Annotated in this window: 25 protein-coding genes; 15 read left to right on the plus strand and 10 right to left on the minus strand. The window is 70.3% G+C overall.

What is annotated here, in order from left to right; all coding sequences use genetic code 11:
* Positions 1-50: 50 nt before the first annotated feature.
* Positions 51-644: a TetR/AcrR family transcriptional regulator gene (locus ACH34W_RS26145; RefSeq protein ID WP_395963684.1), complete on the minus strand. Its 594-nt coding sequence runs from the start codon at positions 642-644 to the stop codon at positions 51-53.
* 93 nt (positions 645-737) lie between these two features.
* Here ACH34W_RS26145 and ACH34W_RS26150 point away from each other — a divergent pair, with 93 nt between their 5' ends.
* From ACH34W_RS26150 to ACH34W_RS26175, 6 genes are all read left to right on the plus strand, one after another.
* Complete coding sequence (locus ACH34W_RS26150) at positions 738-950, plus strand: hypothetical protein (RefSeq protein WP_395963685.1); 213 nt, start codon at positions 738-740, stop codon at positions 948-950.
* Between the two features lie 36 nt (positions 951-986).
* Positions 987-1,820 (plus strand): aldo/keto reductase, encoded by an 834-nt coding sequence (locus ACH34W_RS26155; protein WP_395963686.1) that lies wholly within the window; start codon positions 987-989, stop codon positions 1,818-1,820.
* A gap of 36 nt (positions 1,821-1,856) precedes the next feature.
* A complete protein-coding gene (locus tag ACH34W_RS26160) occupies positions 1,857-4,001 on the plus strand; it encodes a sensor histidine kinase (RefSeq protein ID WP_395963688.1) in 2,145 nt (714 codons plus the stop codon).
* A 56-nt stretch (positions 4,002-4,057) separates the two neighbouring features.
* Positions 4,058-4,807 carry an ABC transporter ATP-binding protein gene (locus ACH34W_RS26165; RefSeq protein ID WP_395963689.1) on the plus strand — a complete coding sequence of 250 codons (750 nt, stop codon included), beginning with the start codon at positions 4,058-4,060 and terminating at the stop codon, positions 4,805-4,807.
* Complete coding sequence (locus ACH34W_RS26170) at positions 4,807-7,263, plus strand: FtsX-like permease family protein (protein WP_395963690.1); 2,457 nt, start codon at positions 4,807-4,809, stop codon at positions 7,261-7,263. The genes ACH34W_RS26165 and ACH34W_RS26170 overlap by 1 nt, the downstream gene beginning before the upstream one ends.
* Before the next feature lie 226 nt (positions 7,264-7,489).
* The gene (locus ACH34W_RS26175; RefSeq protein WP_395963691.1) at positions 7,490-7,930 is read left to right on the plus strand and encodes a nuclear transport factor 2 family protein; all 441 of its coding nucleotides are present in this window, start codon (positions 7,490-7,492) and stop codon (positions 7,928-7,930) included.
* Here the strand turns inward: ACH34W_RS26175 and ACH34W_RS26180 are convergent.
* Together ACH34W_RS26180 and ACH34W_RS26185 are read right to left on the minus strand one after the other, a co-directional pair.
* On the minus strand, positions 7,927-8,532 hold the full coding sequence (locus tag ACH34W_RS26180) for a DNA-binding response regulator (RefSeq protein ID WP_395963693.1): 606 nt from the start codon (positions 8,530-8,532) through the stop codon (positions 7,927-7,929). The two genes, ACH34W_RS26175 and ACH34W_RS26180, sit on opposite strands and share 4 nt — an antisense overlap.
* A complete protein-coding gene (locus ACH34W_RS26185) occupies positions 8,529-9,656 on the minus strand; it encodes a sensor histidine kinase (RefSeq protein WP_395963694.1) in 1,128 nt (375 codons plus the stop codon). The genes ACH34W_RS26180 and ACH34W_RS26185 overlap by 4 nt, the downstream gene beginning before the upstream one ends.
* A 103-nt stretch (positions 9,657-9,759) precedes the next feature.
* On the opposite strand from ACH34W_RS26185, the gene ACH34W_RS26190 reads away from it, so the two are divergent.
* The 6 genes from ACH34W_RS26190 to ACH34W_RS26215 all read left to right on the plus strand — a co-directional run bounded on the left by ACH34W_RS26190 (position 9,760) and on the right by ACH34W_RS26215 (position 18,193).
* A complete protein-coding gene (locus ACH34W_RS26190) occupies positions 9,760-10,680 on the plus strand; it encodes a DUF6010 family protein (RefSeq protein WP_395963696.1) in 921 nt (306 codons plus the stop codon).
* Between the two features lie 226 nt (positions 10,681-10,906).
* Positions 10,907-11,401, plus strand: a complete 495-nt coding sequence (locus ACH34W_RS26195) for a hypothetical protein (protein ID WP_395963698.1) — start codon at positions 10,907-10,909, stop codon at positions 11,399-11,401.
* Positions 11,401-12,789, plus strand: a complete 1,389-nt coding sequence (locus tag ACH34W_RS26200) for a hypothetical protein (RefSeq protein WP_395963699.1) — start codon at positions 11,401-11,403, stop codon at positions 12,787-12,789. Before ACH34W_RS26195 ends, ACH34W_RS26200 begins: the two co-directional genes overlap by 1 nt.
* Positions 12,786-14,078: a VWA domain-containing protein gene (locus tag ACH34W_RS26205; protein ID WP_395963701.1), complete on the plus strand. Its 1,293-nt coding sequence runs from the start codon at positions 12,786-12,788 to the stop codon at positions 14,076-14,078. Before ACH34W_RS26200 ends, ACH34W_RS26205 begins: the two co-directional genes overlap by 4 nt.
* Before the next feature lie 144 nt (positions 14,079-14,222).
* Positions 14,223-15,341 (plus strand): AAA family ATPase, encoded by a 1,119-nt coding sequence (locus ACH34W_RS26210; protein WP_395963703.1) that lies wholly within the window; start codon positions 14,223-14,225, stop codon positions 15,339-15,341.
* Entirely contained in the window at positions 15,338-18,193 is a 2,856-nt protein-coding gene (locus ACH34W_RS26215) for a DUF5682 family protein (protein ID WP_395963704.1), read from the plus strand. The genes ACH34W_RS26210 and ACH34W_RS26215 overlap by 4 nt, the downstream gene beginning before the upstream one ends.
* Here ACH34W_RS26215 and ACH34W_RS26220 read toward each other — a convergent pair.
* From ACH34W_RS26220 to ACH34W_RS26235, 4 genes are all read right to left on the minus strand, one after another.
* Positions 18,148-18,297 carry a hypothetical protein gene (locus tag ACH34W_RS26220; protein WP_395963706.1) on the minus strand — a complete coding sequence of 50 codons (150 nt, stop codon included), beginning with the start codon at positions 18,295-18,297 and terminating at the stop codon, positions 18,148-18,150. The two genes, ACH34W_RS26215 and ACH34W_RS26220, sit on opposite strands and share 46 nt — an antisense overlap.
* A 27-nt stretch (positions 18,298-18,324) precedes the next feature.
* On the minus strand, positions 18,325-19,275 hold the full coding sequence (locus ACH34W_RS26225) for a nitroreductase/quinone reductase family protein (RefSeq protein WP_395963707.1): 951 nt from the start codon (positions 19,273-19,275) through the stop codon (positions 18,325-18,327).
* A gap of 374 nt (positions 19,276-19,649) precedes the next feature.
* Positions 19,650-20,285 (minus strand): SRPBCC family protein, encoded by a 636-nt coding sequence (locus tag ACH34W_RS26230; RefSeq protein ID WP_395963709.1) that lies wholly within the window; start codon positions 20,283-20,285, stop codon positions 19,650-19,652.
* Complete coding sequence (locus tag ACH34W_RS26235) at positions 20,282-20,632, minus strand: ArsR/SmtB family transcription factor (protein ID WP_395963710.1); 351 nt, start codon at positions 20,630-20,632, stop codon at positions 20,282-20,284. Before ACH34W_RS26235 ends, ACH34W_RS26230 begins: the two co-directional genes overlap by 4 nt.
* 92 nt (positions 20,633-20,724) lie before the next feature.
* Between ACH34W_RS26235 and ACH34W_RS26240 the strand changes: the two genes are divergently transcribed.
* Both ACH34W_RS26240 and ACH34W_RS26245 read left to right on the plus strand, forming a co-directional pair.
* Positions 20,725-20,955, plus strand: coding sequence for a ribbon-helix-helix protein, CopG family (locus tag ACH34W_RS26240; RefSeq protein ID WP_395963712.1), 231 nt, complete (start codon positions 20,725-20,727; stop codon positions 20,953-20,955).
* Complete coding sequence (locus tag ACH34W_RS26245; RefSeq protein ID WP_395963714.1) at positions 20,952-21,935, plus strand: Clp protease N-terminal domain-containing protein; 984 nt, start codon at positions 20,952-20,954, stop codon at positions 21,933-21,935. Before ACH34W_RS26240 ends, ACH34W_RS26245 begins: the two co-directional genes overlap by 4 nt.
* 12 nt (positions 21,936-21,947) lie before the next feature.
* Here ACH34W_RS26245 and ACH34W_RS26250 read toward each other — a convergent pair whose 3' ends face one another.
* Entirely contained in the window at positions 21,948-22,883 is a 936-nt protein-coding gene (locus ACH34W_RS26250) for a GlxA family transcriptional regulator (RefSeq protein WP_395963716.1), read from the minus strand.
* 88 nt (positions 22,884-22,971) lie between these two features.
* Here ACH34W_RS26250 and ACH34W_RS26255 point away from each other — a divergent pair, with 88 nt between their 5' ends.
* Positions 22,972-23,601 (plus strand): DJ-1/PfpI family protein, encoded by a 630-nt coding sequence (locus ACH34W_RS26255; protein ID WP_395963717.1) that lies wholly within the window; start codon positions 22,972-22,974, stop codon positions 23,599-23,601.
* Positions 23,602-23,624: 23 nt separating this feature from the next.
* Here ACH34W_RS26255 and ACH34W_RS26260 read toward each other — a convergent pair whose 3' ends face one another.
* Together ACH34W_RS26260 and ACH34W_RS26265 are read right to left on the minus strand one after the other, a co-directional pair.
* Positions 23,625-24,254 carry a TetR/AcrR family transcriptional regulator gene (locus tag ACH34W_RS26260; RefSeq protein ID WP_395963719.1) on the minus strand — a complete coding sequence of 210 codons (630 nt, stop codon included), beginning with the start codon at positions 24,252-24,254 and terminating at the stop codon, positions 23,625-23,627.
* 7 nt (positions 24,255-24,261) lie between these two features.
* Positions 24,262-24,915, minus strand: a complete 654-nt coding sequence (locus ACH34W_RS26265) for a TetR/AcrR family transcriptional regulator (protein ID WP_395963720.1) — start codon at positions 24,913-24,915, stop codon at positions 24,262-24,264.
* Positions 24,916-24,964: the final 49 nt, after the last annotated feature.

The raw sequence follows: 24,964 nt of genomic DNA on the forward strand, positions 1-24,964 counted from the left end.
TTCCCGCTGAGCGAATTCCAATTAAGCCCCCTGGCCCGAGGCCAGGGGGCTTAGGGCTTGCTGGTCCAGAGGTGGGTTGTCGCGTGGTCGATCAACTGGCGGGTGAAGTCGGGGGTTGTGTAGCCGAGTGCCGCTTGCTGGGTGAGGCCGTCGGTCAACGCTTGGAGTGCCTGGGCTTCCAGGTCGGCGTCGAGGCCGGCGTGGATCTCACCGGTGGTCTGGCCGTGCTGGACGAGCCAGACGAGAAGGGCGCGCGCCTTGTCGTGGTAGTCGCGCAGCACCTGCGCGAAACCCTTCTGGACGCCCGCGCGAGTGAGGAAAGTCAGCCACACGCGGGCCTCGACACGGTGTTCGTCCGCCAGCGCCATCTCCTGCAGTGTGATGGTCAGCAACGCTCTCGCTGTCTTGCCGGCGGCCTCGATGCGGCGCTTGCCGCGTTCGTCCGTCTGAGCGATGACGTGTTCCAGCGCGAAGCGGAGCATGCCGTCCTTCGGGAACGCGCGCTGGACCGCACCCATTGACACCCCCGCGCGGTCCGCGACCTCGCGCAGTGTGGCGGCCTCGAAACCGCGTTCGGCGATCAGCTCGCAGACCGCCGTCGCGATCTGCTTTCGCCGGGCGTCGTGGTCGACATGTCGTGGCATGGCCGCCCATCGCTGTTGTGATGCACCTGTATCGGAACAATGATAACGTCGAACGTACCGATGCATCTGCATCACTACGAACGGAGGGGCGGCGTGCGCACAGCTTTGTGGTGGATGGGTCTGATCTTCACAATCCAGGGCTTCGGCTCCGGGATCACCGAGGCGCTGTGGCACGAGTCGTTCGGCGTCTCGGGCGTCCTGATCGGCTCTTTCGATGCACCAGCGGCCGTTTCCTGGCTCATCGGCGTGATCGGATCCGCCTTTCTCGTCTGGGCGGCGGCGCTCACCTTCAGCCGTGCCCGCTGAGGCTGTTAGCGTGATCAACTGATCGGAGGGCGATGAATGACATCCAGCACGTTTCGCATTGGTGAACGCAGTGTCCGGCGGCTCGGGTTCGGGGCCATGCGGCTCCCGACCGAGCCTGGACCGGCCCGGGAAGGCGCCATCGCGGTGGCCCGGCGGGCGGTCGAGCTGGGGGTCACGCTGATCGACACGGCGCACATGTACGGGTGGGGCGCCAACGAGGAGCTTCTCGCCGAAGCGCTCTATCCGTATCCGGACGATCTGCTCATCGCGACCAAGGTCGGGGTCGCGCCGCCGGACCCGCCGCGCGAGGCGGCACTCTGCGGGCGGCCGGACTTCCTGCGCGACCAGGTCGAGGAGGGCCTTCGGAGGCTTCGGGTGGAACGGCTCGACCTGCTCCAGTTGCATCGCGTCGACCCGGAGGTGCCGCTTGCCGACCAGGTCGGGGCCCTGCGGGAGCTCCAGGTGGCGGGCAAGATCGGCCACATCGGGCTGTCCGAGGTCACCGTCGCCCAGCTTGAGGAAGCGCGGCAGATCATCGACGTGGCGAGTGTTCAGAACCGCTACAACGTGCTCGATCGGGAGCATGAGCCTGTGCTCGACGCCTGTGACGCGGCGGGCATCGCCTTCCTGCCCTGGCGGCCCGTTCATCCGGCGGTCGGGTCGTCCGAGATAGGCGAGGTGGCGGCAGAGCTGGGTGCCACATCGGCGCAGGTCTCGCTCGCCTGGCTGCTCCATCGTTCGCCGGTCGTCCTGCCGATTCCCGGCACGGGCACGATCGCGCACCTGGAGGAGAACGTCGCCGCCGCGGACCTCCGGCTGTCCGATGAACAGCTCCGGCGGCTGGACCAGATGATCGCCGCCGGTCGGTAAGATCCCTTTTGTCCTCGTCGAGGGCTTGGGGGTCGGTTGCAGGGAAGTCTGGCGGCACGCGCCGAGGTGCATCCGCGTACGGCGCGGACGATCGCCATCGCCGTGCTCGGAAGCCTGGTGAGCGTGTACGCGCTCGGCGCGATCAGCGGGCCGGGCAAGGCGGCCGTCGTCGTGCCGCTCACCCTCGCGGTGCTGGGGCTGCAGTTCCGGTACGTGCTGTCGTCCCTCCGGCGGTTCCAGACCCGCGGCGTGACGGCGCTCCAGGCCCTCCTGGTGTACGTGGCGGTGCTGGCCTCCGGGGTCTCGGTCGGGATCATCGGGCTGCTGATCGGATCGCTGCTCCTCGCCTCGGCATGGCGGACCGCCCTGGTGGCCGGGCTCACCGTGCCCGTCATCCATGCGACACGAGCCGAGTCCATCCCGAACCTCCTCGACTTCACGATCACGCCGGTGCTGATCGCCCTCGTCACGTACGGGCTGTCCCGGCTGACGGACCGCATCGACGAGGTGCACGCCGCGCGCGTCACCCTGGCGCTGGTGGCGGTCGAGGAGGAACGGCTCCGGATGGCGGCCGAGCTCAACGAGAGCGTCGGCCGCGGGCTGGACACGATCGCCGCCGCCCGGCCTGAGAATCTCGAGGACGTGCTCGCGGTGGCCCGCCGGTCGCTGGCCACCGCCCGGTCCGCCGCCGCCGACCTGCGCAGCCTCTCGCTGACCCCGGAGATCTCCGCAGCGCGTGGGCTGCTGTCGGCGGCGGAGATCGAGGCCACGGTGCGGGTCGGGCATGAGGAGCCCCTCGGGCAGGCGGGCGCCCTGCTGGCCACCGTGCTGCGGGAGGCCGTCACCGACGTCGTACGGCAGGGCACGGCGCGGCACTGCGCCATCGAGACCACCGAGAGCGAGGGCCTCGTCGTCCTGCGGGTCACGAACGACGGGGTGCCCACGGCCGCGCTCGGGGCCGAGGCGCTCATCCCGCTGGCCGAACAGGTCGAGGCGGTAGGCGGTCACCTGCGTACCGGGCTGGGGCCCGACGGCCGGTTCACCGTCGAAGCCGCGATCATCTCTGCGCCCGCGCCCGCCGCCGAGGCGAGCCGTGAACACCGGCTGGCGGCGGGGCTGCTCGCCGTCGTGCTCGCCGGATTCTGCGCGAAGGCGTTCCTCCTGCTGACGACCCCCTGGACACTGCTGGCCGCAGTACCCTGCCTCACCCTCGTCGTGCTGCTCCAACTCCGCTGGACCCGGCCGCGTGGAGACCACTGGGTCTGGTTGCTGCTGTTGCAGGCCGTGCTGAGCTATGTGCCGCTGGTGTGGTTCGGTAAGGCGTGGGGCGGGCTGCCCGGCTTCTTGGCGGGCACGCTGCTGGTGGCGTTGCCCGCGGCGGTGGCCTGGCCGCTGGTCGTGGTCGTCATGACGAGCATGGGGCTGATCGCGTGGTCCCTGGATCTGGGCACCCCGGTGATCGTGAACTCCGTGGTCAGCGTGCTGGTGACCGGACTCGTCGTGTACGGGCTGGTCCGGCTCGCCCAGCTCGCCGACGAGCTACGGGCCGCCGGTGCCGGGGTCGCGCGCGCCGCCATCGTGCAGGAACGGCTGCGCGCCGCCCGCGACCTGCACGACCTCCTCGGGCACAGCCTCGCCGCGCTCCTGCTCAAGGGCGAGCTCGCCCGCAGGCTGTTCGCCGTCGACCGTGACCGTGCCCAGGCCGAGCTCGCCGACGTGGTCGAGATGGCCGTACGGGCCCGCGCCGACATGGAGACCGTGACCGGAGCCGCCCCGCGTCTGGAGCTCGAACCCGAGCTGGCATCGGCCCGTTCCGTACTCAGCGCGGCGGGGATCGACGTCCGGGTGGTCCGGGACGGCGCCCCGCCGTCCGCCGCCGAGGGCGTGCTGAGCACGGTCCTCCGGGAGGCCGTCACCAACATGCTCCGGCACAGTGCGGCCCGCCACTGCGAGATCACAGTGGGCGCGGACCGGCTGGTCGTGGAGAACGACGGCAGCCCGTCCGAGGTCACACCGCCCGGCTCGGGCATCGGCAACCTCACCACCAGGTTGGGCGCCCTCGGCGGGCAGCTCGACGCGCGCCTCGTCGGCGACGGGCGATTCCGGGTCACGGCGATGCTGGAGCCCGCCGCTGATCCAGTCACCGGTTCCGTCACAGTCGCACCCATGACGACGTCATAGGTGATCGGTGATCACATCTCTGTTGACTGAAGCCGCAGGTCAGCAGAGTAGAGGGCATGAGCGAAGCAGTTGAGATCAACGAAGCGGTGCGGATGAACGCCGTCAGCAAGGTCTACGGCAAGGGGAAGAGCGCGGTGGCCGCCCTCCGGGAGGTCTCGGTCACGCTGCCCAAGGGTGGCTTCACCGCGGTGATGGGCCCCTCGGGTTCCGGTAAGAGCACGTTCCTGCACTGCGCGGCCGGCTTGGACAAGCCCACCGCGGGCACCGTGCGGCTGGGCGGCACGGACCTGTCCGGGATGAACGAGACGAAGCTGACCGAGTTGCGGCGCGAGCGGGTCGGTTTCGTGTTCCAGGCGTTCAACCTCGTTCCCTCGCTGACCGTCGAGCAGAACGTGACGCTGCCGCTGCGGCTGGCGCGCGGCCGCACTGACAGGGCATGGCTGAACGAGACGCTGGAGCGGGTCGGGCTTGGCGGCCGGACGACCCACCGGCCTGCCGAACTGTCGGGTGGGCAGCAGCAGCGGGTGGCGATCGCCCGGGCGTTGATCACCAAGCCGGAGGTGGTCTTCGGCGACGAGCCGACCGGTGCGCTGGACACCATGACCGCCCGGGACGTGCTGACCCTCCTGCGCGAGACCGTGGACACCCTTGGCCAGACCGTCGTCATGGTGACTCACGACCCGGTGGCCGCCTCGTACGCCGACACCGTGCTCTTCCTGGCGGACGGCCGCATCGTCGACTCGTTGAGCGCGCCGACCGCCTCCGCTGTGGCCGAGCGCATGACCCGGCTGGGGGCGTACGTCTGATGTTCTCTCTCGCACTGAGCACCCTGCGGCACCGCCGCGCCGCGTTCGCGGGCGCCTTCGTCGCCCTCTTCTGCGCCGCCGCGCTCGTCACGGCCTGCGGCATGCTGATGGACACCGGCCTGCGCGGCAAGGTGGCCCCCGAACGGTACGCGGGCACCCCGGTCGTGGTCGCCGGAGACCCCCAGTCGCACTTCCTCAAGGACAAGGGCGACGGCGAGTTCAAGCGCAAGTCCAAGCCGAACACCGCCCGCGCGTGGATCCCCGAATCCACGGCCGCCCGGCTCCGCGCCGTCCCCGGTGTCCGCACGATCGTCACCGAGGTCAGCTTCCCCGTCATGGTTCCCGGCGCGGGCGCGGTCGAGGGGCACGGCTGGGAGTCCGCCGCGCTGACCCCGTTCACGCTCAAGGCCGGCCGTGCACCTGCGGGCCCCGACGAGATCGTGGTGGACGCATCGGCAGGACGGCCCGTCGGCGCGAAGGTGAACGTTCTGACGTCCCTGGGCGCGGGCACCTACCGCGTCGTCGGCGTCACCGCCCAGCGCCTCGACAACCAGACCGTGATGTTCTTCGCCACCGCCGAGGCACGCCGCATCGCCGGCCACGCCGGGAAGGTCAGCGCGATCGGCGTCTGGCCCGCTAGCGCCGACGCCACCGCGGCCACCGCCACGGCCGTACGGAACGCGGTACGCGAGTCCGGCGCGACCGTTCAGACCGGAAAGGACCGCGGACGGGTCGAGTTCCTCGGCAGTGACAGCGGGCGCGTCAAGCTCATCAGCATGGGCGCCGCCCTCGGCGGCACCTCGCTCATCGTCGCCCTCCTCGCCGTCGTCGGCACGTTCGGCCTGGCGATCCAGCAGCGGGAACGCGAGATGGCTCTGCTGCGCGCCATCGCCGCCACGCCCCGGCAACTCCGCCAGATGATCGGCAAGGAGGCCCTGCTCGTCGGGCTCGGGGCGACGATCCCCGGCGCCGTGACGGGACTGCTCCTCGGCTCCTGGCTGCACGGCGCGTTCGCCGACCTCGACGCCATCCCCGCCAACCTGCCGCTCGTGGTCGGCCCGTTCGCACCGATCGTCGCCATCACGGTGACGGTGGCGGCCGCCTGGCTCGCCGCCCGCATCTCGGCCCGCCGCGTCGCCCGCCTCCGCCCAGTCGAGGCGCTGGGCGAGGCCGCGCTGGCCCCGGCACGCACGCCGTGGACCCGGGTCGTCGCCGGTGTGGTCGTGTTCGCAGGCGCCGTCGTGCTGACCTTCGTGCTGCGGGGCATCCACTCCGAGGCGGGCTCCGGGCCGCTGACGCCGCTGACGGCGCTCCTCTACGCGACCTCGATCGGGTTGCTGGGACCGGTCCTGGCCCGCGTCACCGTCGGGCTGGTCGCGCTGCCGCTGCGCGCGGTGGGCGGCGTCGGCGGGCTCGCCGCCGCCAACCTGAACACCGGCGCGCGCCGCCTCGCGGCCGTGATCACCCCGCTCACCCTCATGATCGCGCTGGCCTCGACGCTGCTGTTCGCGCAGACCACCGTCAAGGGGGCCGCGGACTCCCAGGCCCAGGCGGGCAACGTCGCCGACTTCATCCTGGGCCCGGCAGTCCCGGCCCCGGCCGCGGAGTCCGTGCGGCGCGTGCCCGGTGTACGAGCGGTCACCGAGATCCTGCACAGCCGGGTGCGCTCCACCAACAGCCCCTACAGCGTCCAGGGCGTCACGCCCGCTGGGCTCAACCTGACCATGGACCTGGACGTGCGATCGGGTTCCCTCGCCGAGTTCGGCGACGGCACCATGGCCGTACGGGAGAACCTCGGCCTCAAGGTCGGCGACAAGAAGTCGTTCTCCATGGCCGACGGCACACCCGTCACCCTCCGCGTGGTCGCCGTCTACAAGCGCGGACTGGGATTCGGGGACTTCACCCTGCCGCACGCCCTCGTGGCCGCCCATGTGGATGTGCCGATGGGGACCGTCCTGGTGTCCGCACCGGGCGTGAACCGCGACGCGCTGAGCAAGGCCACGGCCGCCTTCCCCGGCCTCAACGTCCAGGAGCGCGCCACGGCACCGGACAAGGCCGACGGCGGCACCGCGGTCAACTACCTGTCGCTCGCGCTGATCGTCGCCTTCGCCGCCATCTCGATGGTCAACACCCTCGCCATGGCGATCGCGGGCCGCGTCCGCGAACTCGCCCTGCTCCGGCTCGCCGGTGCGACCAAGCGCCAGGTGCTGCGGACGCTGAGCCTGGAGACCTGGGCCGTCACACTGATCGCCGCCGTGCTCGGCACCGCGATCGCGCTCGTCACGCTCACCGCGTTCAGCGCCGGCATGACCGGCTCGGCCATGCCGCACATCCCACCGGCGGGGTACGCGGGGATCATCGGCGGATCGGCGCTGCTGGCCCTGCTGGCCACGACCGTCCCGGCCCGCGCCGCCCTCCGTTCCGCTCCGGCTGGTGTCATCGCCGCCCGCGAGTGAACGAGGCGCGCCCCTCCCGCCAAGACAGGCCCCGCGTAAGACCAGCACCGCGCCGACGCCACCAGCGTTGGCGCGGTGCGGCGTTTGGGAAGCCACCGTGATGTTGGGCCCGCCGTGGCGTAGAGCCCTCCGTGGCGTAAGGCCCGCCGTGGTGTTGGGGTCGCTGTGGCATTGGGGCTGCTTTGGCGAAGTACGCTCTTGCCTCGCGACGATCTGTGGAGGGCCGGTGGAGACCTGGGAGCTGGTGGCGCGCGAGCGTGTCCGCGACACGCTGGCGGCCTACACGCACGCCGGTGACCGGGGTCTGGTCGAGGAGCTGGTCGCGACGTTCACCGAGGACGGCGTCCTGGAGATCCGCGGTGGCGAGACCCACACCGGCCGGGCCTCGATCGCGGGGATGTTGGCGGAGGCGGTTGAGCGCGGCTCGGCGCCAGGTCGCGAAGAGCGGCCCGGCGTCATCCGGCACTTCGTCACCAATCTGCGGTTCGACGAGGTCACCCCGCTCCGCGCACGGACCTCGGCGTACTTCCTGGTGATGAACGCGCACGGCCCGGACCACTGGGGACGCTACCGCGACACCCTGGTGCCGGTCGGCGACCGGTGGTTGTTCGAGCGGCGCCTGGTCGGCGTGGACGGATGGGCCCTGGACTCCACGATGGTCCGTTAGAGCCAGCCGTTGTCCTTGGCCAGGCGGAAGGCCTCACCTCTCGTGCCCACGTCGAGCTTGGCGACGGCGCTGGCCAGGTAGTTGCGCACAGTGCCGCTGGACAGGTGGGTCCGCTTGGCGATCACCGCGACCGGGGTGTCGTACTCCGCCAGGCGGAGCACGTCCAGCTCCCGCTCGGTGAGCGGGCATTCCGGAGCGGTCAGCGCGTCGGCCGCCAGCGCCGGGTCGACATAACGGCCGCCCGCGTGCACCCGCCGGATCACGTCCGCGAGCGCCCCGCCTGGGGAACCCTTCGGCAGGAACCCCTTGGCCCCCGCGTCGAGCGCCCGCTTGAGCAGCGGGGCCTTGCGGTGCCCGGTGAGGATGACCACCGCGCATGACGGCAGGGCGCTCGCCAGCTCCGTGCTCACCTCCAGACCGGTGAGCCCGGGCATGTCCAGATCGACGACCGCCACATCCGGGTGGTGGGACAACGCCAGCTCCACCGCCGCCCGGCCGTCGCCCGCCTGGGCGACCACCTCCAGATCGTCTTCGAGCCCGAGGAGCGCGGCCAGCGCGGTCCGGATCAGCTCCTCGTCGTCGGCGAGCAGCACCTTGATCATGCTTGCACCGGCAGTACGGCCCGCAGCGTGAACCGGCCGTCCACGGCCTCCGTGCACAGCTTGCCGCCGCCCTCGGCCATCCGTTCGGCAAGCCCCCGCAGTCCCGAGCTGTACCGGTCCGGCTCCGGCGTCCCGGCCCCGTCGTTCGTCACGGTCACCCGCACCTCGCCCTCCCGCTGGACGATCTCGATGTCACACCAGGCCGCCCGGCTGTGCCGGAGCACGTTCGTGCTCGCCTCCCGCAACAACGGGACGAGCCGTGCGGCGACCTCGGGCGGCAGTTCCTCCGCCGGATGTGTGACCGTACAGCGAACCCCGGACGACTCGAGGACCTGCCGGGTCGCGTCGAGCTGGGCACGCAGGTCGACCGTGCGGTAACCGTGCACCGTCCGCCGTAGATCGTCGAGCGCTGACACGGCGAGACGGCGCAGCTCTGCCACCTCGGCGGCGGCGCGTTCGGGTGAGACCGGGCCGAGCCGTTCAGCCAGCTCGGCCTTCAGCGCCAGTACCGACAGATCATGGCCAAGGTTGTCGTGCACGTCCCGCGCGAAGCGCAGCCGTTCCTCGGCGGCTGCCAGCCTGGCCTGCGCCGCGCGCCCGGCCTCGGCCTCCACGAGGAGGTTCCACAACCACACGTGCAGCCCCGCACCAAAGATCAGAGTCAGGCCGACGCTCAGGGCCAGCACGACCTGATCGACGATCTCCCCGCCGGTCCACCACGCCACCCCCGCCACGGTCGCGAGCGCCGCAACCATGACCGGCACCGCCAGCCAACGGTCGGCGAGCAGGGGTGCGGTGGCGATGACGGCGGCGCCGATCCAGGCCCACGTCTCCCATCCCTCGCCGAGCGGCCCGGCCAGCGGAACGGTCAGCAACGCGGCGGCTCCGAAGGCCAAGGCGAAACGACGATGCAAGGACCTCGACAATGACGGCGTGACCGCCGAGTAGAGCACACACGCCTGCGCCGCCGTGAACGCCACGATGGATGCCAGGCCGGTAACGACGCGCGCAGGACTGGGCTCGCTCAACGCGCCGAGGGCGGGCATGGCCAAAGTGGTGGCCACGCCCATGCCCAGCATGGCCAACGTCGCCATCCTGGCCGTGCGCATCCGGGGGTCGGGCACATCGGCGATTGTACGAACGCACGGCCGGACCATGCGATCCGCACGGGCGACCGATGACAATCCGCATCTGTGGCTTGCACCGCGCCCGCCGGAATCTAAAGCCATGACAACAATGACGCAGATCCCACGGCAGGATTCCCTCGAAAACCACACACCCTCGCGTCGCCGCAGTGCACTCCGCTTCGTCGGGCACTACGTCGAGATGGTCATCGCAATGATCGTCGGCGAGTTGCTCTTCGCGGGCGTCTGGAACACCGCCTCCGTGATCCTCGGTGAACCCGCCTTCCTCACCCGGCCCGACGTGGATTCCCTGATGATGGCCACGAACATGAGCCTCGGCATGGCGATCTGGATGCGGGTCCGTGGTCACGCGTGGCCGGGCATCGCGGAGATGAGCGCTGCGATGTACGTGCCGTTCCTCGTACTCTTCCCAGCCCTCTGGACCGGAGCGCTTTCCGCCTCCGACTTCATGATGTGGGGCCACATGCTGATGCTGGTGGCGATGCTCTTGGTAATGCTGCGCCGCCGTACGGAATACGCAGGCTCCCACCACGAGCATGGCCACGGACGGGCGAAGGCGGTCGCGACGGCGGCACCAGAGACCACCCCGGCCTCCACGGGGCGTCGCGTCCTGACGGAGCTCAAGCACCGCTGGCCGACGGGCTTGGCACTCCTGATGACCATCGATCTTTGGGTCCAGCCCGCAGTCCCGCCCGCGTGGACGCTGCTCGTTCTCCCGGGTGCGTACCTGCTGATCGGCGCCGTACGCCGGACGTTGACCGGTTCCCGCGACCTGGCGATCCAGTTGGGCGGCCTCCTCGCCTACCTCGCCCTCGCAGCGGTGGCGATGTCGGTGGACCCGGGCCTCACGCCCTATCTGGTGGCGGCCGGATGGCTCCTCCACGCGGTCTGGGACGTCGTTCACCACCGGACCGGCAAGGTCGTCCCGCGGGGCTACGCCGAGTGGTGCACGGTCTTCGACGTGGCCATCGGCGCGACGATCCTCCTCGCGGTCGCCTGGTGACCCCCGACCCCGGCGGACCGGGACCCCGGGCCCCGTGCCCGGGCTCCGGCGGACAGGACCGGTCTTGTCTCGGACAGGACCGGTTTTGTCGTAGGCGTTCGAAAGGATCGTCCTGACGGTGAGCGAACCGGTTCTGGCATCCGCCGGGGCCGCCTCCAGATAGGTTGCCGACCGCATTGTCGAGTGCGGTCGGCGGGTTCGTGCGGGCACCGGGCTAAGGAGGATCGTGGACGCGGACGAAGACGCGTGGGAACGGGGCAGCGGCGTACGGGTGGTGCCGCCCGTCCAGCCCCGCAAGCTGGCGAAGGTTCCCTTCGTCGAGATGGCGGACGGCCGGTTGCAGGGAGTCGTGTCGAGCGGGTCGGACATCGCCCGCGTGTACGTCTCGTCGATCACCGCCGGGACGCACGGTTTCAACTGCAGCACCAACAACAACCGGCCGTGCGGCGGCCTGGGCGGCTCCTCGCCCTGCAAGCACCTCCGGTCGCTCGTCGACGAGGCGGTGCTGCAGTACGGACGGGAGCGCGTGGCCCGCTATCTGCAGATCGAGGTCGATGAGACCGACCATCTGATCATTGGCCTGGAGGGCACGCGCGAGTCCGCTCCGGCAGCGGTGGTCTTCAGCAGGTTCCTGCGTTACCTGGCCTACCTGGAGCTGCCCGTCACGACGGAGCCCCTGGCGGAGATGCACTGGTTCCCGGCCACGAGGGCGGTCCTCTGATGCTAGGCGTACAGCTCTCCCAACTCCTCGACGGAGACCGGCCGGGCGTCGCCGAGGCGCTCGATCTGGTGGCGGGATTCGATGACGCCCTCGTGCACGGGTTCGCCAGGCTGGGCGAGGAGCGTGCCGCGGCGCTGACCGCGCTGGCCGGAGCCGTGGCGACGAGCCCGCTCGGGCCCGCCGCGAGCGAGGCCGCGGACAAGGTCACCGCCGGTTCCATCGGTGAAGAGCACCTCACCGCCCTGGCCGGGGCGCGCACCGCCCTTCTCGGGGCCGTGCACGACGAGCTGCTCGACCGGCTCGACACCGCGCTCGGACGTACGCGGACGGCGTGGGAGGAGGCACCAACCCCGGCGGCATCCGCGGGCAACCTGCTCACCGGCTCCCGATCCTGGCTCCACGAGCTGGCCATCACCGGATGGCGGGGCGTCGACCACGATCTCGTCTCCTCGTCCGACCAGACGCTGGAGGCACTCCTCGCCGAGCCCGGCCTGCGGCGCCTCGCCGTGCTGCTCGACGGGCTGGCGGCGGAGCTCCGGGCGTCCTGCCCGATCGCGACGATGGCGCGGCTGCCCGTCCGGCGATGGGCCGACCTGTGGACGCGAGCCGTGCTGCTGTCGCAACCGGGCGCGCAACCCGCCGCCTCCGTCGAACAAGTGACCGGACGGCTGCTCATCCTCGGGACGGACGTGCACGAGCACGGCACCGCCGTGCAGATCCAGGTCCATGGCGTGCTGGAGCCGGCAGGCGGCGCGCCGAGCCGCCTCGTCCGCGCCAGTGTCGCGGCGGCAAAGGTCGACACGATCGTGGGACCGGCCGTGTGGCGGCTGCTGGACGGGCATCCCATGCTGCTCACCGCGCTCGCCGAGCGCCGGAGCCTCGATCTCGTGGACATGCCCCTGGCGAGCAGCGGCGACCTGGTCTGGCAGGACGACAAGGCGACTGCGGGCGCCCCGGCCGATCCGTTCGCCACTGCGCGGCTCCAACTCGCGAACGCGAGCGCGCCAGCCGTACCACCGCTCGAACGCCATCCGATCCGCATCTCCGAGCCGGTCCTGCTGGAGGGTTACGCGACCGACGGTGATCGCTGGACGCTGGACGGGCACTCCCTCACGGTCGACCTGGATCGCCTGCCGGCATCCGGTCCGTTGACGCCCGAGCTGGTCGCTGCTTCCTCAGCCTGCATCGGTCTCGTCCGCTGGGACGCCGGAGGCTGGCGGGTCCAGCCGCTCGCCGTGCAGGCCACGGTCAAGCGCAAACCTGTCGAGGCGCACACCGGCGACTGGGCACAGGGCCCGACCGATCCCAAGGTCGTGAAGGCCGAAGCCAAGGCCGGTGACGCGGTCGCCGTGCTGCGCGAGCGGGCAGGACGGTTGCTGCGCAAATGAGCGATACCAACGCAGACCCCAACGCCAACAGGCGGCAGGTTCTCTACTGGCGGCTCCTGGCCCGGCTCTTCGACGGCGACGAGCAGCCTTCACTTGAGGCGGCCAGCGTGGCGATCGTCGACGACCTCGGCCTTCCTCCGGCACTGCTCGACCCCGGTGTCTCGGTCGACAACATCGTCCAGCGCTTCCCCGCTCTGGGCACCGAGCTGCAGGACCTGATGGCGCCCAAGGACGAGGACGCCCAGCCCCAGGAGCAGGTCCGGAGGGCCGCGCTCGTCTCCAAGCTGCTGCTCAACGTCTTCTCGACCGGCTCGGGCAGCGTGACCGCCGGGCAGCTGGCCGGATGGCAGCAGGACGCCGGCTGGCTCAAGCAGGCGCTCGGTGAGGAGGGCGCGAGCGAGATGTCGGGCGTCCTGTCCGGCATGGAAGGCGACCTCGTCAAGCGCATGAAGCTGCGCGAGGTGCTGGCCGACCCCAAGCTCGCGGCGCGGCTGACACCGAGCATGTCGCTCATCGAGCAGTTGCTGCGCGACAAGGCCAACCTGTCCGGCGTCGCGCTCGCCAACGCCAAGTCGCTCATCCGCAGGTATGTCGACGAGGTCGCCGAGGTGCTCCGCACGCAGGTCCAGCAGACCAGCGCGGGCACCATCGACCGTTCGGTGCCGCCCAAGCGGGTGTTCCGCAATCTCGACCTCGAACGCACGATCTGGAAGAACCTCACCAACTGGAGCCCTGAGGACGAGCGGCTGTACGTCGACCGCCTGTTCTACCGGCACACCGCCAAGCGGACCACACCGGCCAAGCTGATCGTGGTCGTCGACCAGTCGGGTTCGATGGTCGACTCTATGGTCAACTGCACCATCCTGGCGTCGATCTTCGCCGGGCTGCCCAAGGTGGACGTGCACCTCATCGCGTTCGACACCCGTGCGCTCGACCTGACGCCCTGGGTGCACGACCCGTTCGAGGTGCTGCTCCGCACCAAGCTCGGCGGCGGCAACGACGGCCCGGTCGCGATGGCGATGGCCCGGCCAAAGATCACCGACCCGGCCAACACCGTGATGGTGTGGATCTCCGACTTCTACGAGTTCGACCGCTCGCAGCCGCTGTTCGACGGCATCGAGGCGGTGCACCGGTCGGGCGTGAAGTTCATCCCGGTCGGCTCGGTCAACAGCTCGGGACACCAGAGCGTCGACCCGTGGTTCCGGCAGAAGCTCAAGGACCTGGGCACACCCGTGATCTCAGGCCACATCCGCAAGCTCGTCTTCGAGCTCAAGAACTTCATCGGCTGATCCGTTCCAGAAGCGACAGGACAGCCGTCCCTTTCCCACAGCACGCATTCCCACAGCACACACGGGCCCACAGGCCAAAGCCTCAAAGGCCCCACGGACTGCACAGACTTGCAGGCCGTACAGGACGTATTGGAGATCCGGAGAATGACCGACGAGATGCTGCGCGCCCCGGCCGAGGTCAAGTACGCCGAGGAGCTCGACTGGCTGGAGTCCGTCGACGACTCGCCCAAGCCGTTCTCGTGGCGGCTGAGCCCGCGGATGGTCCGGCTGTTCATCCTCGGCTCGGAGCCCTCTGACGGGCTCGACCGCGAGATCCCGCAGAAGTGGTTCGGTGACCGGAGCTTCGTCGAGCGCAGCATCGTCACGCTGGCGTCCGACCGCGGACTGCTGCTGATCGGCGACCCCGGCACGGGCAAGAGCTGGCTGGCCGAGCTGCTCTCCGCCGCCATCAGCCGCAACTCGACGCTGGTCGTGCAGGGCACGGCGGGCACCACCGAGGACCACATCAAGTACTCGTGGAACGTCTCGATGGTGATCGCCAAGGGCCAGTCCCGCGAGTCGATGATCCCCTCACCGATCATGAACGCGATGGAGCAGGGCGTGATCGGCCGCTTCGAGGAGCTGACCCGGTCGACCAGCGACGTGCAGGACGCACTGATCTCGATCCTGTCGGAGAAGTACGTGTCGATCCCCGAGCTCGACGACGACAACATCGTCTTCGCCCAGCCCGGTTTCTCCATCATCGCCACCGCCAACAGCAGGGACCGCGGCGTCAACGATCTCTCGTCGGCGCTCAAGCGCCGGTTCAACTTCGTCCGCATCCCGGTGGTGACCAACAAGCGCAGCGAGGCGGAGATCGTCCGCTTCCGCACCACGGAGCTGCTGAAGCGGCACCAGCTGGAGCTGGAGCTGCCGCCCACCCTGCTGGACATCCTGCTGCAGAGCTTCGCCGACCTGCGGGCCGCCGCGGCGTCGGCCACCAGCGACGACGAACGGCTGGAGTCGGCGCTGTCCACCGCCGAGCAGATCGGCGTGCTCGAGGACGCCATCCTGCACAGCCAGTTCTTCGGGGACCGCACGCTGCGGGCGCGGACGCTCGCCGGTTCGCTGGTCGGCTCGCTCGCCCGGCGCACCCCCGAAGACCTGGCCATCCTCAACAAGTTCTGGCACGGCGTCATCGAACCGCGGAGCAAGAAGGACGAGGACGGGCCGTGGGCGGAGTTCCTGGACGGCGGCCGCGAGGCGATCGCCAAGTTGTCATGAGCGAACCCTTCGGCGCTCTGCGCGCACAACTGCTCGACGCCGCCGAGGCGTTCGCCGGTGGCCCCGGCGCCGTGCCCGACCTGCTGTCGGGCCTGGTCGACGACGTCGACCGGGCGCTGCGCGAGGAACTGGAGATCTTTCCGGTCTGCCATCACTCGCCCGCTTCGGCGCTGGCCATGGTGCGGCGCCTGCGCGAGAAGCAGCCCAAGGTCATCTACATGGAGCTATGCGAGGACCTGCGGCCGCTGCTCGACGAGCTGCGCAACTGCCGGCTCCCGGTCGCGCTGCAGGCGTTCGCCAGCGAGATCGACGGCTTCCCGCCCGACTGGGCGCCGCTGAGCGTGGTGGCGCCCATCACCGAGGCGTCGGCCGAATACCAGGCCATCGCGTACGCGCTCGACACTCCCGGCGTCGAGCTGGTGCTGGTCGACCGTTCGACCGACCACGTCTTCCAGTGGGAGCCGCGCGACCAGCCCGAGCCGGAGAACTCCGGGCCGGACGACGCCGAGGCTGAAAAAGCCGAACCCGAGGCCGTCGCGCTCGCAACCCCCTCGTCCGAAGAGGGCGAGGAGGCCGCGCTCCACGGTGACGCCGTCGGCATCGAGATCGGTGACCTGCGGCCGGGCTTCGCCGAGCTGGAGGCGTACCTGCTCCACCACGGCAAGGTCCGGCACTGGTCGGAGTGGTGGGACCAGTACGTCGAGCAGCCCCTGGCCGGTGCCGACTACGCCACGTACCGCCAGGTCATGGTCCTGATCGGCAGCCTCTTCCGCCGGCTCCGCCCCGACGCGGGCGACCGCACCCATGCCCGCGACGAGGACCGCGAGCGCTACATGTGGACCCGGATGCGCGAGCACCTGGCCACGTCCGGCGCCGATCCGGAGCAGTGCCTCTACGTCTGCGGCGCCTTCCACGCTGCCAGCCGCGTCGAGCAGTTCGGGCTGCGCGCGGAGGTGACGGAGTTCGAGATCAGCCCGCGGACGGCGACGCGCTGGCAGTACGGGCTCATCCCGTCCAGCCACTCCGCCATCGAGGCGCAGTTCGGCCTGGCTTCCGGGTCGGTGTCGATCGCCGCCGCCACCTGGGCCAAGGCCGTGACCCGCGGCGGGCTCACCCCGTTCCAGCTCGACGGGCAGAAGGGCACGCGCAAGCGGTCGAGCCGCAAACGCGAGCTCGGCACCCCCGCGCCCCGGGAGGCGGTCGCCGACCGGCTGTCGGGGTTCCTGGCGCGCCCGCCCGTGCTGGACGAGCTCGACGAGGCCGAGCTGCTCGGGTGGTGCGTCGACATCGTCCGGCTGGCCCGGCGCAACGGCTACCTGGCCAGCACCGCCGACGCGATCGCGGTGTTCGAGACGTCCATCCTGCTCGCGGGCATGCGGGGCCGTGCCCGTCCGACGCCGTACGACTTCCAGGACGCGGCGATCACCTGCATCGAGAAGGACGCCGTGCCGGGCCGCCGCGACGTGCGGCGGCTGTGCGAGATCCTGCTCGGCGGCGACCGGGTGGGCGAGGTCGGGTACGACGCGTTGCCGCCACTCGCCCGCGACGTGCTCGACCGGCTGAAGCCGCTCGGGCTCGACCTGGAGAAGCGCACGATCCAGCGCGCTCTGCTCGATCTCGACGCGCGTCCCGAGCTGGTGCCCTGCTCGGATCTGCTCTGGGTCCTGCGCCGCCTGCTGCCGAGCGACGCCGTGCGTCCCATCATGGGTTCGCGCAGGCTGGGCGAACGCTCGATCCAGGAGAGCTGGGATCTGGCGATCGGCCGTCACCAGCGTTCGATCGTCGAGCTCGGCTACGAGGGCGTCACCCTTGAGCAGGTGCTGGAGCGGCGCCTCCGCCGTGCCGTGTGGGCGCCCAAGGCCACCGCCGCGCAGGCGCTGGCGGCCGTGGAGGATTCCATCCTCTATCTGGGCAGCCGGAGGTTCACCGACGAGCTCGGCACACGGGCCGTCGAGCTGCTCGCGGCTGAACGCACCGTGGACGACGCACCCGAGGTCCTGCGCCGGATCAGGCGCCTGCTGACCCACTACCGCGCCTCTGAGCCGGAGCTGCCGGAGTGGTGCCAGTCATTCGTCACGGCCGGTTACGCGCACTACTGCACCCTGCTGCCGACCGCCTTCGTGGACGAGGAGACCGGCGTCCGCCAGGTGGCGGCGATGCTCGGATTCCTGTTCGGCATGGAGAGCCTCGCGCTTTCCCTCGGCTGCGACCACGCCCAGCTCGAACTCGCCGTTCAGCAGTCGCATCCCGAGGCGCCCTCCAAGGTCGCGCTGTTGTGGGCGGCCAAGTCGCAGCTCAGCCTGATGCCGATGTCCGAACTCCGTTCGAAGTGCGACGAGCTCCTCGCCAACCCGCTCGTCGTACCGTCGTTCCCGCAGTACATGAGCGGATTCGTGCAGGCGCTCGAGCCCGCCCCGGCCCTGGCGCCGTTCATGGTCGAGGTGTTGTCGAAGGCCTTCGCGCGCCTGCCGGACACCGTCCTGCTCCCGTGGCTGCCCAAGCTGATCACGACGCTGCGCGATCAGGCGCATGAGCTGGTACCCGTGCTCGTCCGGGAGGCGGGCCGCACCTTCCCGGCCGCCCTCTCCGCCGTCGACGCCTGGGTGCCGCCGTGGACGTCCACGCCCAAGCCGCCATCGTCGTCCGCACCTGTCCAGACCACCGGTCCGGCCACGGATCTCCTCGTGAGCCACCCGGCCGCCTGTGACGCCGTGGCCAGCCTCCTGGGGTACGAGGCGATGTGGCGACCAGCCGTCGAGCCCACCAGCGGCCCTGACCTGCGCGAGGTGAACGCCCTCCTGACCGATCATCCCGAGACCGCCCGGGCGCTCACGGCCGTCTTGCAGTTGTAACCGGGCCAGGCGCGGCGCGTGGCCTGCTGGAGCACGATCGGCAGTTGCAGGGCGCAGAGCAGCGCCACCAGGGCCACCAGGGCCACCCCGCAGGCGGCGGTCATGTCGCCTGCGGGGTGGCTGTCCAGCTGTCAGCCGGTGACGTCCGGCCACGGGGCGTCGCCCAGCGCGTTGAGCACGGGGACGAGCTGCGCTTCCTCATGGTCGAGGTGCGCCACCAGCCGTTCGCCGAGCCGATCGAGATCGGCCAGGATCCGCTCGGCGTCCACCTCGGCGGCCCCGTCGTCGTCCACCTCGACCACCTCGCCCTGCGTGCCGAGCCCGTCGAGCAGGGCGCGCAGTTCGGTGCGGATCTGCGCCACCACGTGGTGCTCGTCGCGCAGCTTTTCCAGCGCCGGGCCAAGCTCCGGGAAGAGCCCCTGGAGATGGGGGAACACCACGAGATCCTCGCCAGTGTGGTGCCGTTCCAGACCGTCGCAGAACTCGACGCACCGCGTACGCAGCGCCGATTCCAGCGTGGGTACGGGCATCGTCGCGGCGGCGGCACGCCCGTCGAGGTACTTGGCCACCTCGTCGCGGATTGCGGCGAGCTCCTCGCGGAACCAGCCGTGCAGCTTCACCAGTTCGTCCCCGACCGCGCGCAGCCGGGCCTCCTCGGCCGCGTCCGTCGGATGCAGGACGACCACGGGCAGCACGCGGGACGTACCGGCCTGGTAGTCGGCGAAACCCGGCGCGACCTCGACCACCTGCGCGAAGAGCCGGTCACGCGCCTCGCCCCGGGCGGGTACGGCGATCATCGTGGTCGTCTCGATGCGCGTGCCGTCGCCGATCTCCACGGTGACCCGGGGGTTGGCCACGACGTTGTGATACCAGGCCGGGTGGACCGGCGCCCCGGCGGCGGACGCGACGACCAGCAGCCGGTCGCCGTCGCGGACGAAGCCGAGCGGGCTCGTACGGGATCTGCCGGTACGGGCCCCTGTGGTGGTCAGCAACGCCAGGACCGCGCCCTCGAACGGGCCGCCGACGCGTCCGCCGTTGGCACGGAACTCCTCAATGATCTGCCGGTTGAAGTCGTTGGTCATGTGCTGGTGGTTCTCCTTTGTTCAGGGTCGTCTGCGGCCGGCCGCGTGGGCACGGCCGTCCGAGGGCAGGGCTGAACGCCCCGCGAAGGGTCATGGGTGAATCAGGAAGCCGCGCACGGAATCAGGTGTCGTCGTGCGAAGGCTGTGAAGGTGTGCCGCCCGCCTGGCGCCGCCTCCCGGTCAGCGTCATGTCTCTCGCAGCACGGAGGTCATTAGAACCCGCCCGGACCCCCGGGTCAAGGTGCGGATGATCACACATTCGGCCGGTCCCCCGTCGAGGTCGGCACGGGGAACTCCGCGGCGAGTGGGGCGGCTGGTGCACACTCCCTCTGGCGCACACTCCCCTGGCGCACCGGCCGCCCAGCCTCAACTGATCACTCTTCGGGGTTCGCGGTGTAGGCCGCGGTGCACCGGTCGCCGGCGGCCTTCGCCTCAGCCGCGTCGGTCCCGGCCTCGATGCTCGCGTCCCGCCAGCTCTCGCTGCTGAGGGTGATGAAGGTCTTGCCCTCCTCGGACATCGTCCAGGCGGCGCCCTCCGCTGCCGCGTCAGGTGCACCCGAGAGGTGAAGGGCAAGCCCCACGAGGCCCATGTCCCAGCCGATGCCGACCGCACCCGGGCCGAACTCGGCCCAGCGCTCGTCGTCGACGTGGGCGATGTGCTCCAGCTCGAATCGCGTACGGCCGTCGGACTCGGGCGTCAGCCGCACCTCGATCCAGCTGATCTCGCCGCCGTACTCCCAGGTCGCGGCGAAGCTCTTCGGCGGATCGCAGCGCTCGATCGTGCCCGCGGCGTTCCCCTCGAGCTGGAATCGGCCGCCCAGCTGCAGATCACCCGACACGGGCATGAACCAGCGCGGGATGCGCTCGGCGTTCGTGCAGGCGTCCCAGACGTCGTCGAGCTCGGCATCGTAGCTCTGGCTGATGGTGATGGTGCGGGCCTCGCCGGCCTCCAGCACGCGGCTGCCGACCCGGCGCCGCGCGGCGTTGATCTGATGGTTGACGTCGATCATTGATCGCTCCTCTGCTCTTTGAGCCGGCGCTCTCGCTTGCCCCGGGCAAGCTCGGTGCCGAGCGCGTCCAGGTGCGGTGTCCAGAAACGGCGGAAGCGGTCCAGCCACTCGTCCACATCCCGCAGCGGCGCGGGATCCACCGCGTACAACCGCCTCGTGCCCTCCGGGCGGACCGTCGCGAAGCCGCTGTCGCGCAACACCTTGAGGTGTTGCGACACGGCGGGCTGGGAGATCCCGAACTCCTCCCGGATGACGGCGCAGACCGCCCCGGAGGTCATCTCCCCGTTCGCGAGCAGTTCAAGGATCCGGCGGCGCACCGGATCACCGAGGACGTCGAAGGCGTGCACGTGGCGAGATTATTCGTCATCGCTTATATAAGTCAACATCGATAGATAGGGGCTTGTGCGCACCGGCCATCGAGAGCTATCGTGATATCACGATGTCTAGAGAACGAGATACCAAGAACATGGTGTTGCGGCTCGACCCCGAGCTCGCCGAGCGACTGCGGCTGGTCGCCGAGGTCGAGGGACGGACAGTGTCGGACGTGGCCCGCGAGGCGGTGGCCGCACTGGTCGATCAGCGGCGTACCGACAAACGTTTCCAGGCCCTGCTCGAAGACAACCTCGCCCGCCACGAGGCGTCGCTGCGCATGTTGCAGGACCCTGAATGACACCCGCCGACCTCGTCGCCATCGCGGCCCGCCTTCTGGGCCTCGACACCGCGCAGGCTCTCGCACTCGTCGACCTTGAGGCCGCCGAGACCGCCCTGAGCGAGGCCGCCCTGAGTGAGACCGCAGAGCCGGATCTCCCGGTCGACGAGCAGGCCGCCGCGCTGCTGGTGGCCCTCGTCCGCCACCATCCGTTCGCCCGGGCCAACCGGCAGGTCGCGCTGCTCGCCACCCTCCAGTTCCTCAGCGAACGCGGTCTGGATCTCGACCTGCGTCCTGCCCACGCCCGCGACCTCATCGACTCCATCGCGGCCGGGACGACCGGCCGAGCCGCTGTCACCGCGTGGATCGCCGCGCGGCTCCGTCCCTCCGGGAGGCCGGACATGCCGAAGAAGCCCGCCCACTTCACCGAACGTGCCCACAACGTGGTGCTGGCCGCCCGCTCGGCCGCCACGGCCATGGGCCACAACTACGTCGGCACCGAACACCTGCTCCTCGGCCTGCTGGACGCGGGCGGCGTCGGCGGCGAGGCGCTCGACCGGCTGAGCCTCACGCCGGAGGAGATCCGTACCGCGATCGAACAGATCATCGGCTACGGCGTCGCAGCCGACACCGACCCCCGCCTGACACCGCGTTCCAAGAAGGTCCTGGACCTCGCCCGGCGCGAGGCCAAGCGCCTGCGCTCCGACCATGTCGACTCCGAGCACATCCTGCTGGCGATCCTCCGCGAGGGAGAGGGGGTCGCGGCACAGATCCTGCACAAGCACACGGGCATCGACCGGGCCACGGTCGTGCGTACGGTGATGGACCTCATCCGCGCCGAGGATCAACCTTCCCGCGGTCGCCGCCGCAAATACATCCTGGCGGAGCTGGAGGAGGTCTTCGAGGAGAACGAACGCCTGCACGGCGAGGTGGATCGGCTGCGCGCCCTCCTGCGCCAGCACGGCATCGAGCCCGACAATGGCACGTCCCGCAGCGCCTGATCATCCGTCCGTTCAAACCTGCCTGGCGGTGGTGCGGAAGCGGCTCCGGTAGGCGCTGGGTGGGACGCCCAGCTCGCGGAGGAACGCGCGGCGCATCGTTTCGGGAGTGCCGAATCCGCTCAGGCGAGCCACCACCTCAACGCACTCGTCGCCGTTCTCCAGGAGCAGGCGGGCCGCTTCGACCCGGGCTCGTTCCACGTAGCGGCCAGGGCTGCACCCCACCTGCGCGGTGAACATCCGGCTGAAATGGCGCGGGCTCATGGACAGCCAGTCCGCCATAGCGGAGACGGAGAGATCCGCGCCGGGGTTGGCGGCGATGTGCTCCAGGAGCCGCCGGAGCGCGGAGTCCTGGACCGGCGGAGTGCGGTTGTGGACGCTGAACTGCGACTGCCCGCCGGGCCGCTGGAGGAAGACCACCAGCCATTTCGCGATCTCGCGGGCCATGCCGGCGCCCTCGTCCTCCTCGACCAGGGCGAGTGCGAGATCCACACCGGCGGTGACCCCGGCGGCCGTCACGACCGGGTCGTCCCGCACGAAGATCGCGTCAGGCACCACCGTGACCGATGGATGGGTTGTGGCCAGCTCGGAGGCGAACGCCCAGTGGGTGGTGGCACGGCGTCCGTCCAGGAGCCCCGCGGATGCCAGGAGGAACGCGCCCGTGCAGACAGAGGTGACGCGGCGAGCCCCGGCGGCCAGATGGCGGATGCCCTCGACCAGGACCGGATCGGCCGAGTGGTAGGTCCAGCCGCCTGCGACGAGGAGGGTGTCGGGCGGTTCGACGTCCAGGGCGCAGTGCACGCCAAGGCGCACACCCGAGGCCGTTGTCACGTCCTTCCCGTCCGGTGAGGCCAGGCGTACGTGGTAACCCGCGCCGTGGAGCACCTCCAGCGGCCCGGCAGCGTCGAGAATCTGGATGCCGTCGTAGACGACGATGAGCACGTCGCGCATGAGGCCATGCTCTCCCGAAACGTGGATGTCCTGATACGTGGGATTCGTGTCATTGATGCCGCATCGGCGGCGGGCCCATGCTGGGGCCATGGACGTTGCCTTTGTTCTGTACGAGCGGATGACGGCCCTCGACATCGTGGGACCGTACGAGATGCTGGCCTCGCACCCGGAGATCAACGCGCACTTCGTGGGCGCGCGGCGCGGGCTGGTGCGGACCGACGCCGGGCTGGAGCTCAACGCGGCCAGCACGTTCGATGAGCTGCCCCGGCCGGACGTCATCGTGGTGCCGGGCAGCGGTTACTGGCGTGCGGTGCTTGAGGAGAACGATGCGCTCGTGGACTGGCTCACGGCCGCGCATCCGAACGCCACCTGGACCACTTCGGTGTGCACGGGATCGACCCTGCTGGCCAAGGCGGGCATCCTGGTCGGACGGCCGGCCACCACGCATTGGCTCGCGCGGGAGCTGCTCGAGGAGTTGGGCGCCGTGGTCAGCACCGACCGGGTGGTGATCGATGGCGACGTGATGACGGCGGCGGGGGTGTCGGCCGGGCTCGACATGGGGCTCACGCTGACCTCGCGCCTGTTCGACGACGCGCGGGCGATGCTCATCCAGCTCTTCACCGAGTACGACCCGCAGCCGCCGTTCGCCGCGGGGTCGGTCGAGAAGGCACCGCCGGAGATCGTCGAATTCGCCCGGCAGGTCGCAGCCGACCGTTAGGGCGCGTCTCAAAGTCGACTGCCCTACTGCGCGACGCCACGGGCCTGTCTCAGCTGACTTTGGGACGCGCCTTGGGCGAGGTCGTCGAGGTGGCGTGACACGAGTGCCGCCATGCGCTCGGGGCCGTTGCGGTCCGGGCGCGTGGCGGCGTGAACGGCCAGGCCGTCGATGAGAGCGTGCAGGCGTTCGGCCTGGAGATCGATGTCCGCTGTGGACGCCCCGGCACCGAGCAGGTCCTGGACGAGCCTGCGGCAACCCGCGTGCAGGACGTCGTAGCCGCGGTCGCGGAGCGCGCGGAGCTCAGGGTCGGCTTGGGCGCGCGCGGTGAAGGCCAGCCACACCTCGTTCTCGGCCTGACGCTCGGCGTCCATCGGGAGCAGTTCCGCTAGCACCTGCTCGGCGCGCAGCCGCGGGTCGGTTTGCGGGACCAGAGCCGAGATCCGCTGCTCGATGCGTTCGATGACCATGTTGAGGGCGAACGCGAGCAGCTTGCTCTGGCTGTCGAAGTAGTGGCGGAGCGACCCCATCGACAGGCCCGCCTCGCGCGCCACGTTCCGTACCGACGCCTGCTCCAGGCCATCGCGGCGGATGACCCGCCACACGGCCTCCGCCAGCTCGCGCCGTCGTTCAACGGGATCCACGACTCTCGGCATGGCCTTTTCATAGCACAGTCGTGCTAGCGTCACACGTCCTCTCCCGTACGGACTGCTTCTGACGGTCCAGATCCCAGGAGAGCAGGGTCCGCATGCCCACGCGGAGCGTCTCGGCGTCCGCGTCGCCGAGCAGCAGTCGCTGCACGATGAACCCCGGTATAATGCTTGTCAGCAAGGCCGCGACGGCGTGCGGGTCGGCGTCCGGCGCGAGCCGGCCGTCGCCCTGGAGGCGTTCGGCGACGCGGAGCCACCAGATCCTCGTGTTGCCGAAAAGCCTGGCGATCGCCTCGTGGACGGCGGGGTTGTACGTGGCCAGCGCCCATCCCTGCGGCGCGATCTGGACCGAGCCGCCCGGACCCATCCGTTCGATCACGCCGGTGGCGAACCGCGCCACGATCTCATCGAGCGGGGGCAGTTCGCCGACGTCGAGGATCTCCTCGAGTAGGGCCGCCACGTGCGGCTCGCTGCGGGCGGCGATGGCCTGGATGAGCTCGTCCTTGCTGCGGAAATAACCGTAGACCGCACCGGCCGAGAGGCCCGACTCCCGAAAGATCTCCTGCAGCGAGGTCTCATGGAAACCCTTGCGCGCGAAACAGCTCTGCGCCGCGTCGAGGATCTGCTGACGGCGGCGTTCACGGTGCTCTTCAGTGACTCGAGGCATGGGTCCAATATAAAAACGAACGTCCGTTCTTGACAACAGAGCGCCGTCC

This window comes from Actinomadura sp. 6N118, assembly GCF_044326415.1.
In the GTDB taxonomy this organism is placed as follows: domain Bacteria; phylum Actinomycetota; class Actinomycetes; order Streptosporangiales; family Streptosporangiaceae; genus Spirillospora.

Coding starts and splice junctions, on each gene's coding strand:
- ACH34W_RS26145 (WP_395963684.1), bottom strand. CDS start 644: ATGCCACGACATGTCGACCACGACGCCCGGCGAAAGCAGATCGCGACG.
- ACH34W_RS26155 (WP_395963686.1), top strand. CDS start 987: ATGACATCCAGCACGTTTCGCATTGGTGAACGCAGTGTCCGGCGGCTC.
- ACH34W_RS26165 (WP_395963689.1), top strand. CDS start 4,058: ATGAGCGAAGCAGTTGAGATCAACGAAGCGGTGCGGATGAACGCCGTC.
- ACH34W_RS26170 (WP_395963690.1), top strand. CDS start 4,807: ATGTTCTCTCTCGCACTGAGCACCCTGCGGCACCGCCGCGCCGCGTTC.
- ACH34W_RS26180 (WP_395963693.1), bottom strand. CDS start 8,532: ATGATCAAGGTGCTGCTCGCCGACGACGAGGAGCTGATCCGGACCGCG.
- ACH34W_RS26190 (WP_395963696.1), top strand. CDS start 9,760: ATGACAACAATGACGCAGATCCCACGGCAGGATTCCCTCGAAAACCAC.
- ACH34W_RS26200 (WP_395963699.1), top strand. CDS start 11,401: ATGCTAGGCGTACAGCTCTCCCAACTCCTCGACGGAGACCGGCCGGGC.
- ACH34W_RS26205 (WP_395963701.1), top strand. CDS start 12,786: ATGAGCGATACCAACGCAGACCCCAACGCCAACAGGCGGCAGGTTCTC.
- ACH34W_RS26210 (WP_395963703.1), top strand. CDS start 14,223: ATGACCGACGAGATGCTGCGCGCCCCGGCCGAGGTCAAGTACGCCGAG.
- ACH34W_RS26215 (WP_395963704.1), top strand. CDS start 15,338: ATGAGCGAACCCTTCGGCGCTCTGCGCGCACAACTGCTCGACGCCGCC.
- ACH34W_RS26220 (WP_395963706.1), bottom strand. CDS start 18,297: ATGACCGCCGCCTGCGGGGTGGCCCTGGTGGCCCTGGTGGCGCTGCTC.
- ACH34W_RS26225 (WP_395963707.1), bottom strand. CDS start 19,275: ATGACCAACGACTTCAACCGGCAGATCATTGAGGAGTTCCGTGCCAAC.
- ACH34W_RS26230 (WP_395963709.1), bottom strand. CDS start 20,285: ATGATCGACGTCAACCATCAGATCAACGCCGCGCGGCGCCGGGTCGGC.
- ACH34W_RS26240 (WP_395963712.1), top strand. CDS start 20,725: ATGTCTAGAGAACGAGATACCAAGAACATGGTGTTGCGGCTCGACCCC.
- ACH34W_RS26245 (WP_395963714.1), top strand. CDS start 20,952: ATGACACCCGCCGACCTCGTCGCCATCGCGGCCCGCCTTCTGGGCCTC.
- ACH34W_RS26250 (WP_395963716.1), bottom strand. CDS start 22,883: ATGCGCGACGTGCTCATCGTCGTCTACGACGGCATCCAGATTCTCGAC.
- ACH34W_RS26255 (WP_395963717.1), top strand. CDS start 22,972: ATGGACGTTGCCTTTGTTCTGTACGAGCGGATGACGGCCCTCGACATC.
- ACH34W_RS26260 (WP_395963719.1), bottom strand. CDS start 24,254: ATGCCGAGAGTCGTGGATCCCGTTGAACGACGGCGCGAGCTGGCGGAG.
- ACH34W_RS26265 (WP_395963720.1), bottom strand. CDS start 24,915: ATGCCTCGAGTCACTGAAGAGCACCGTGAACGCCGCCGTCAGCAGATC.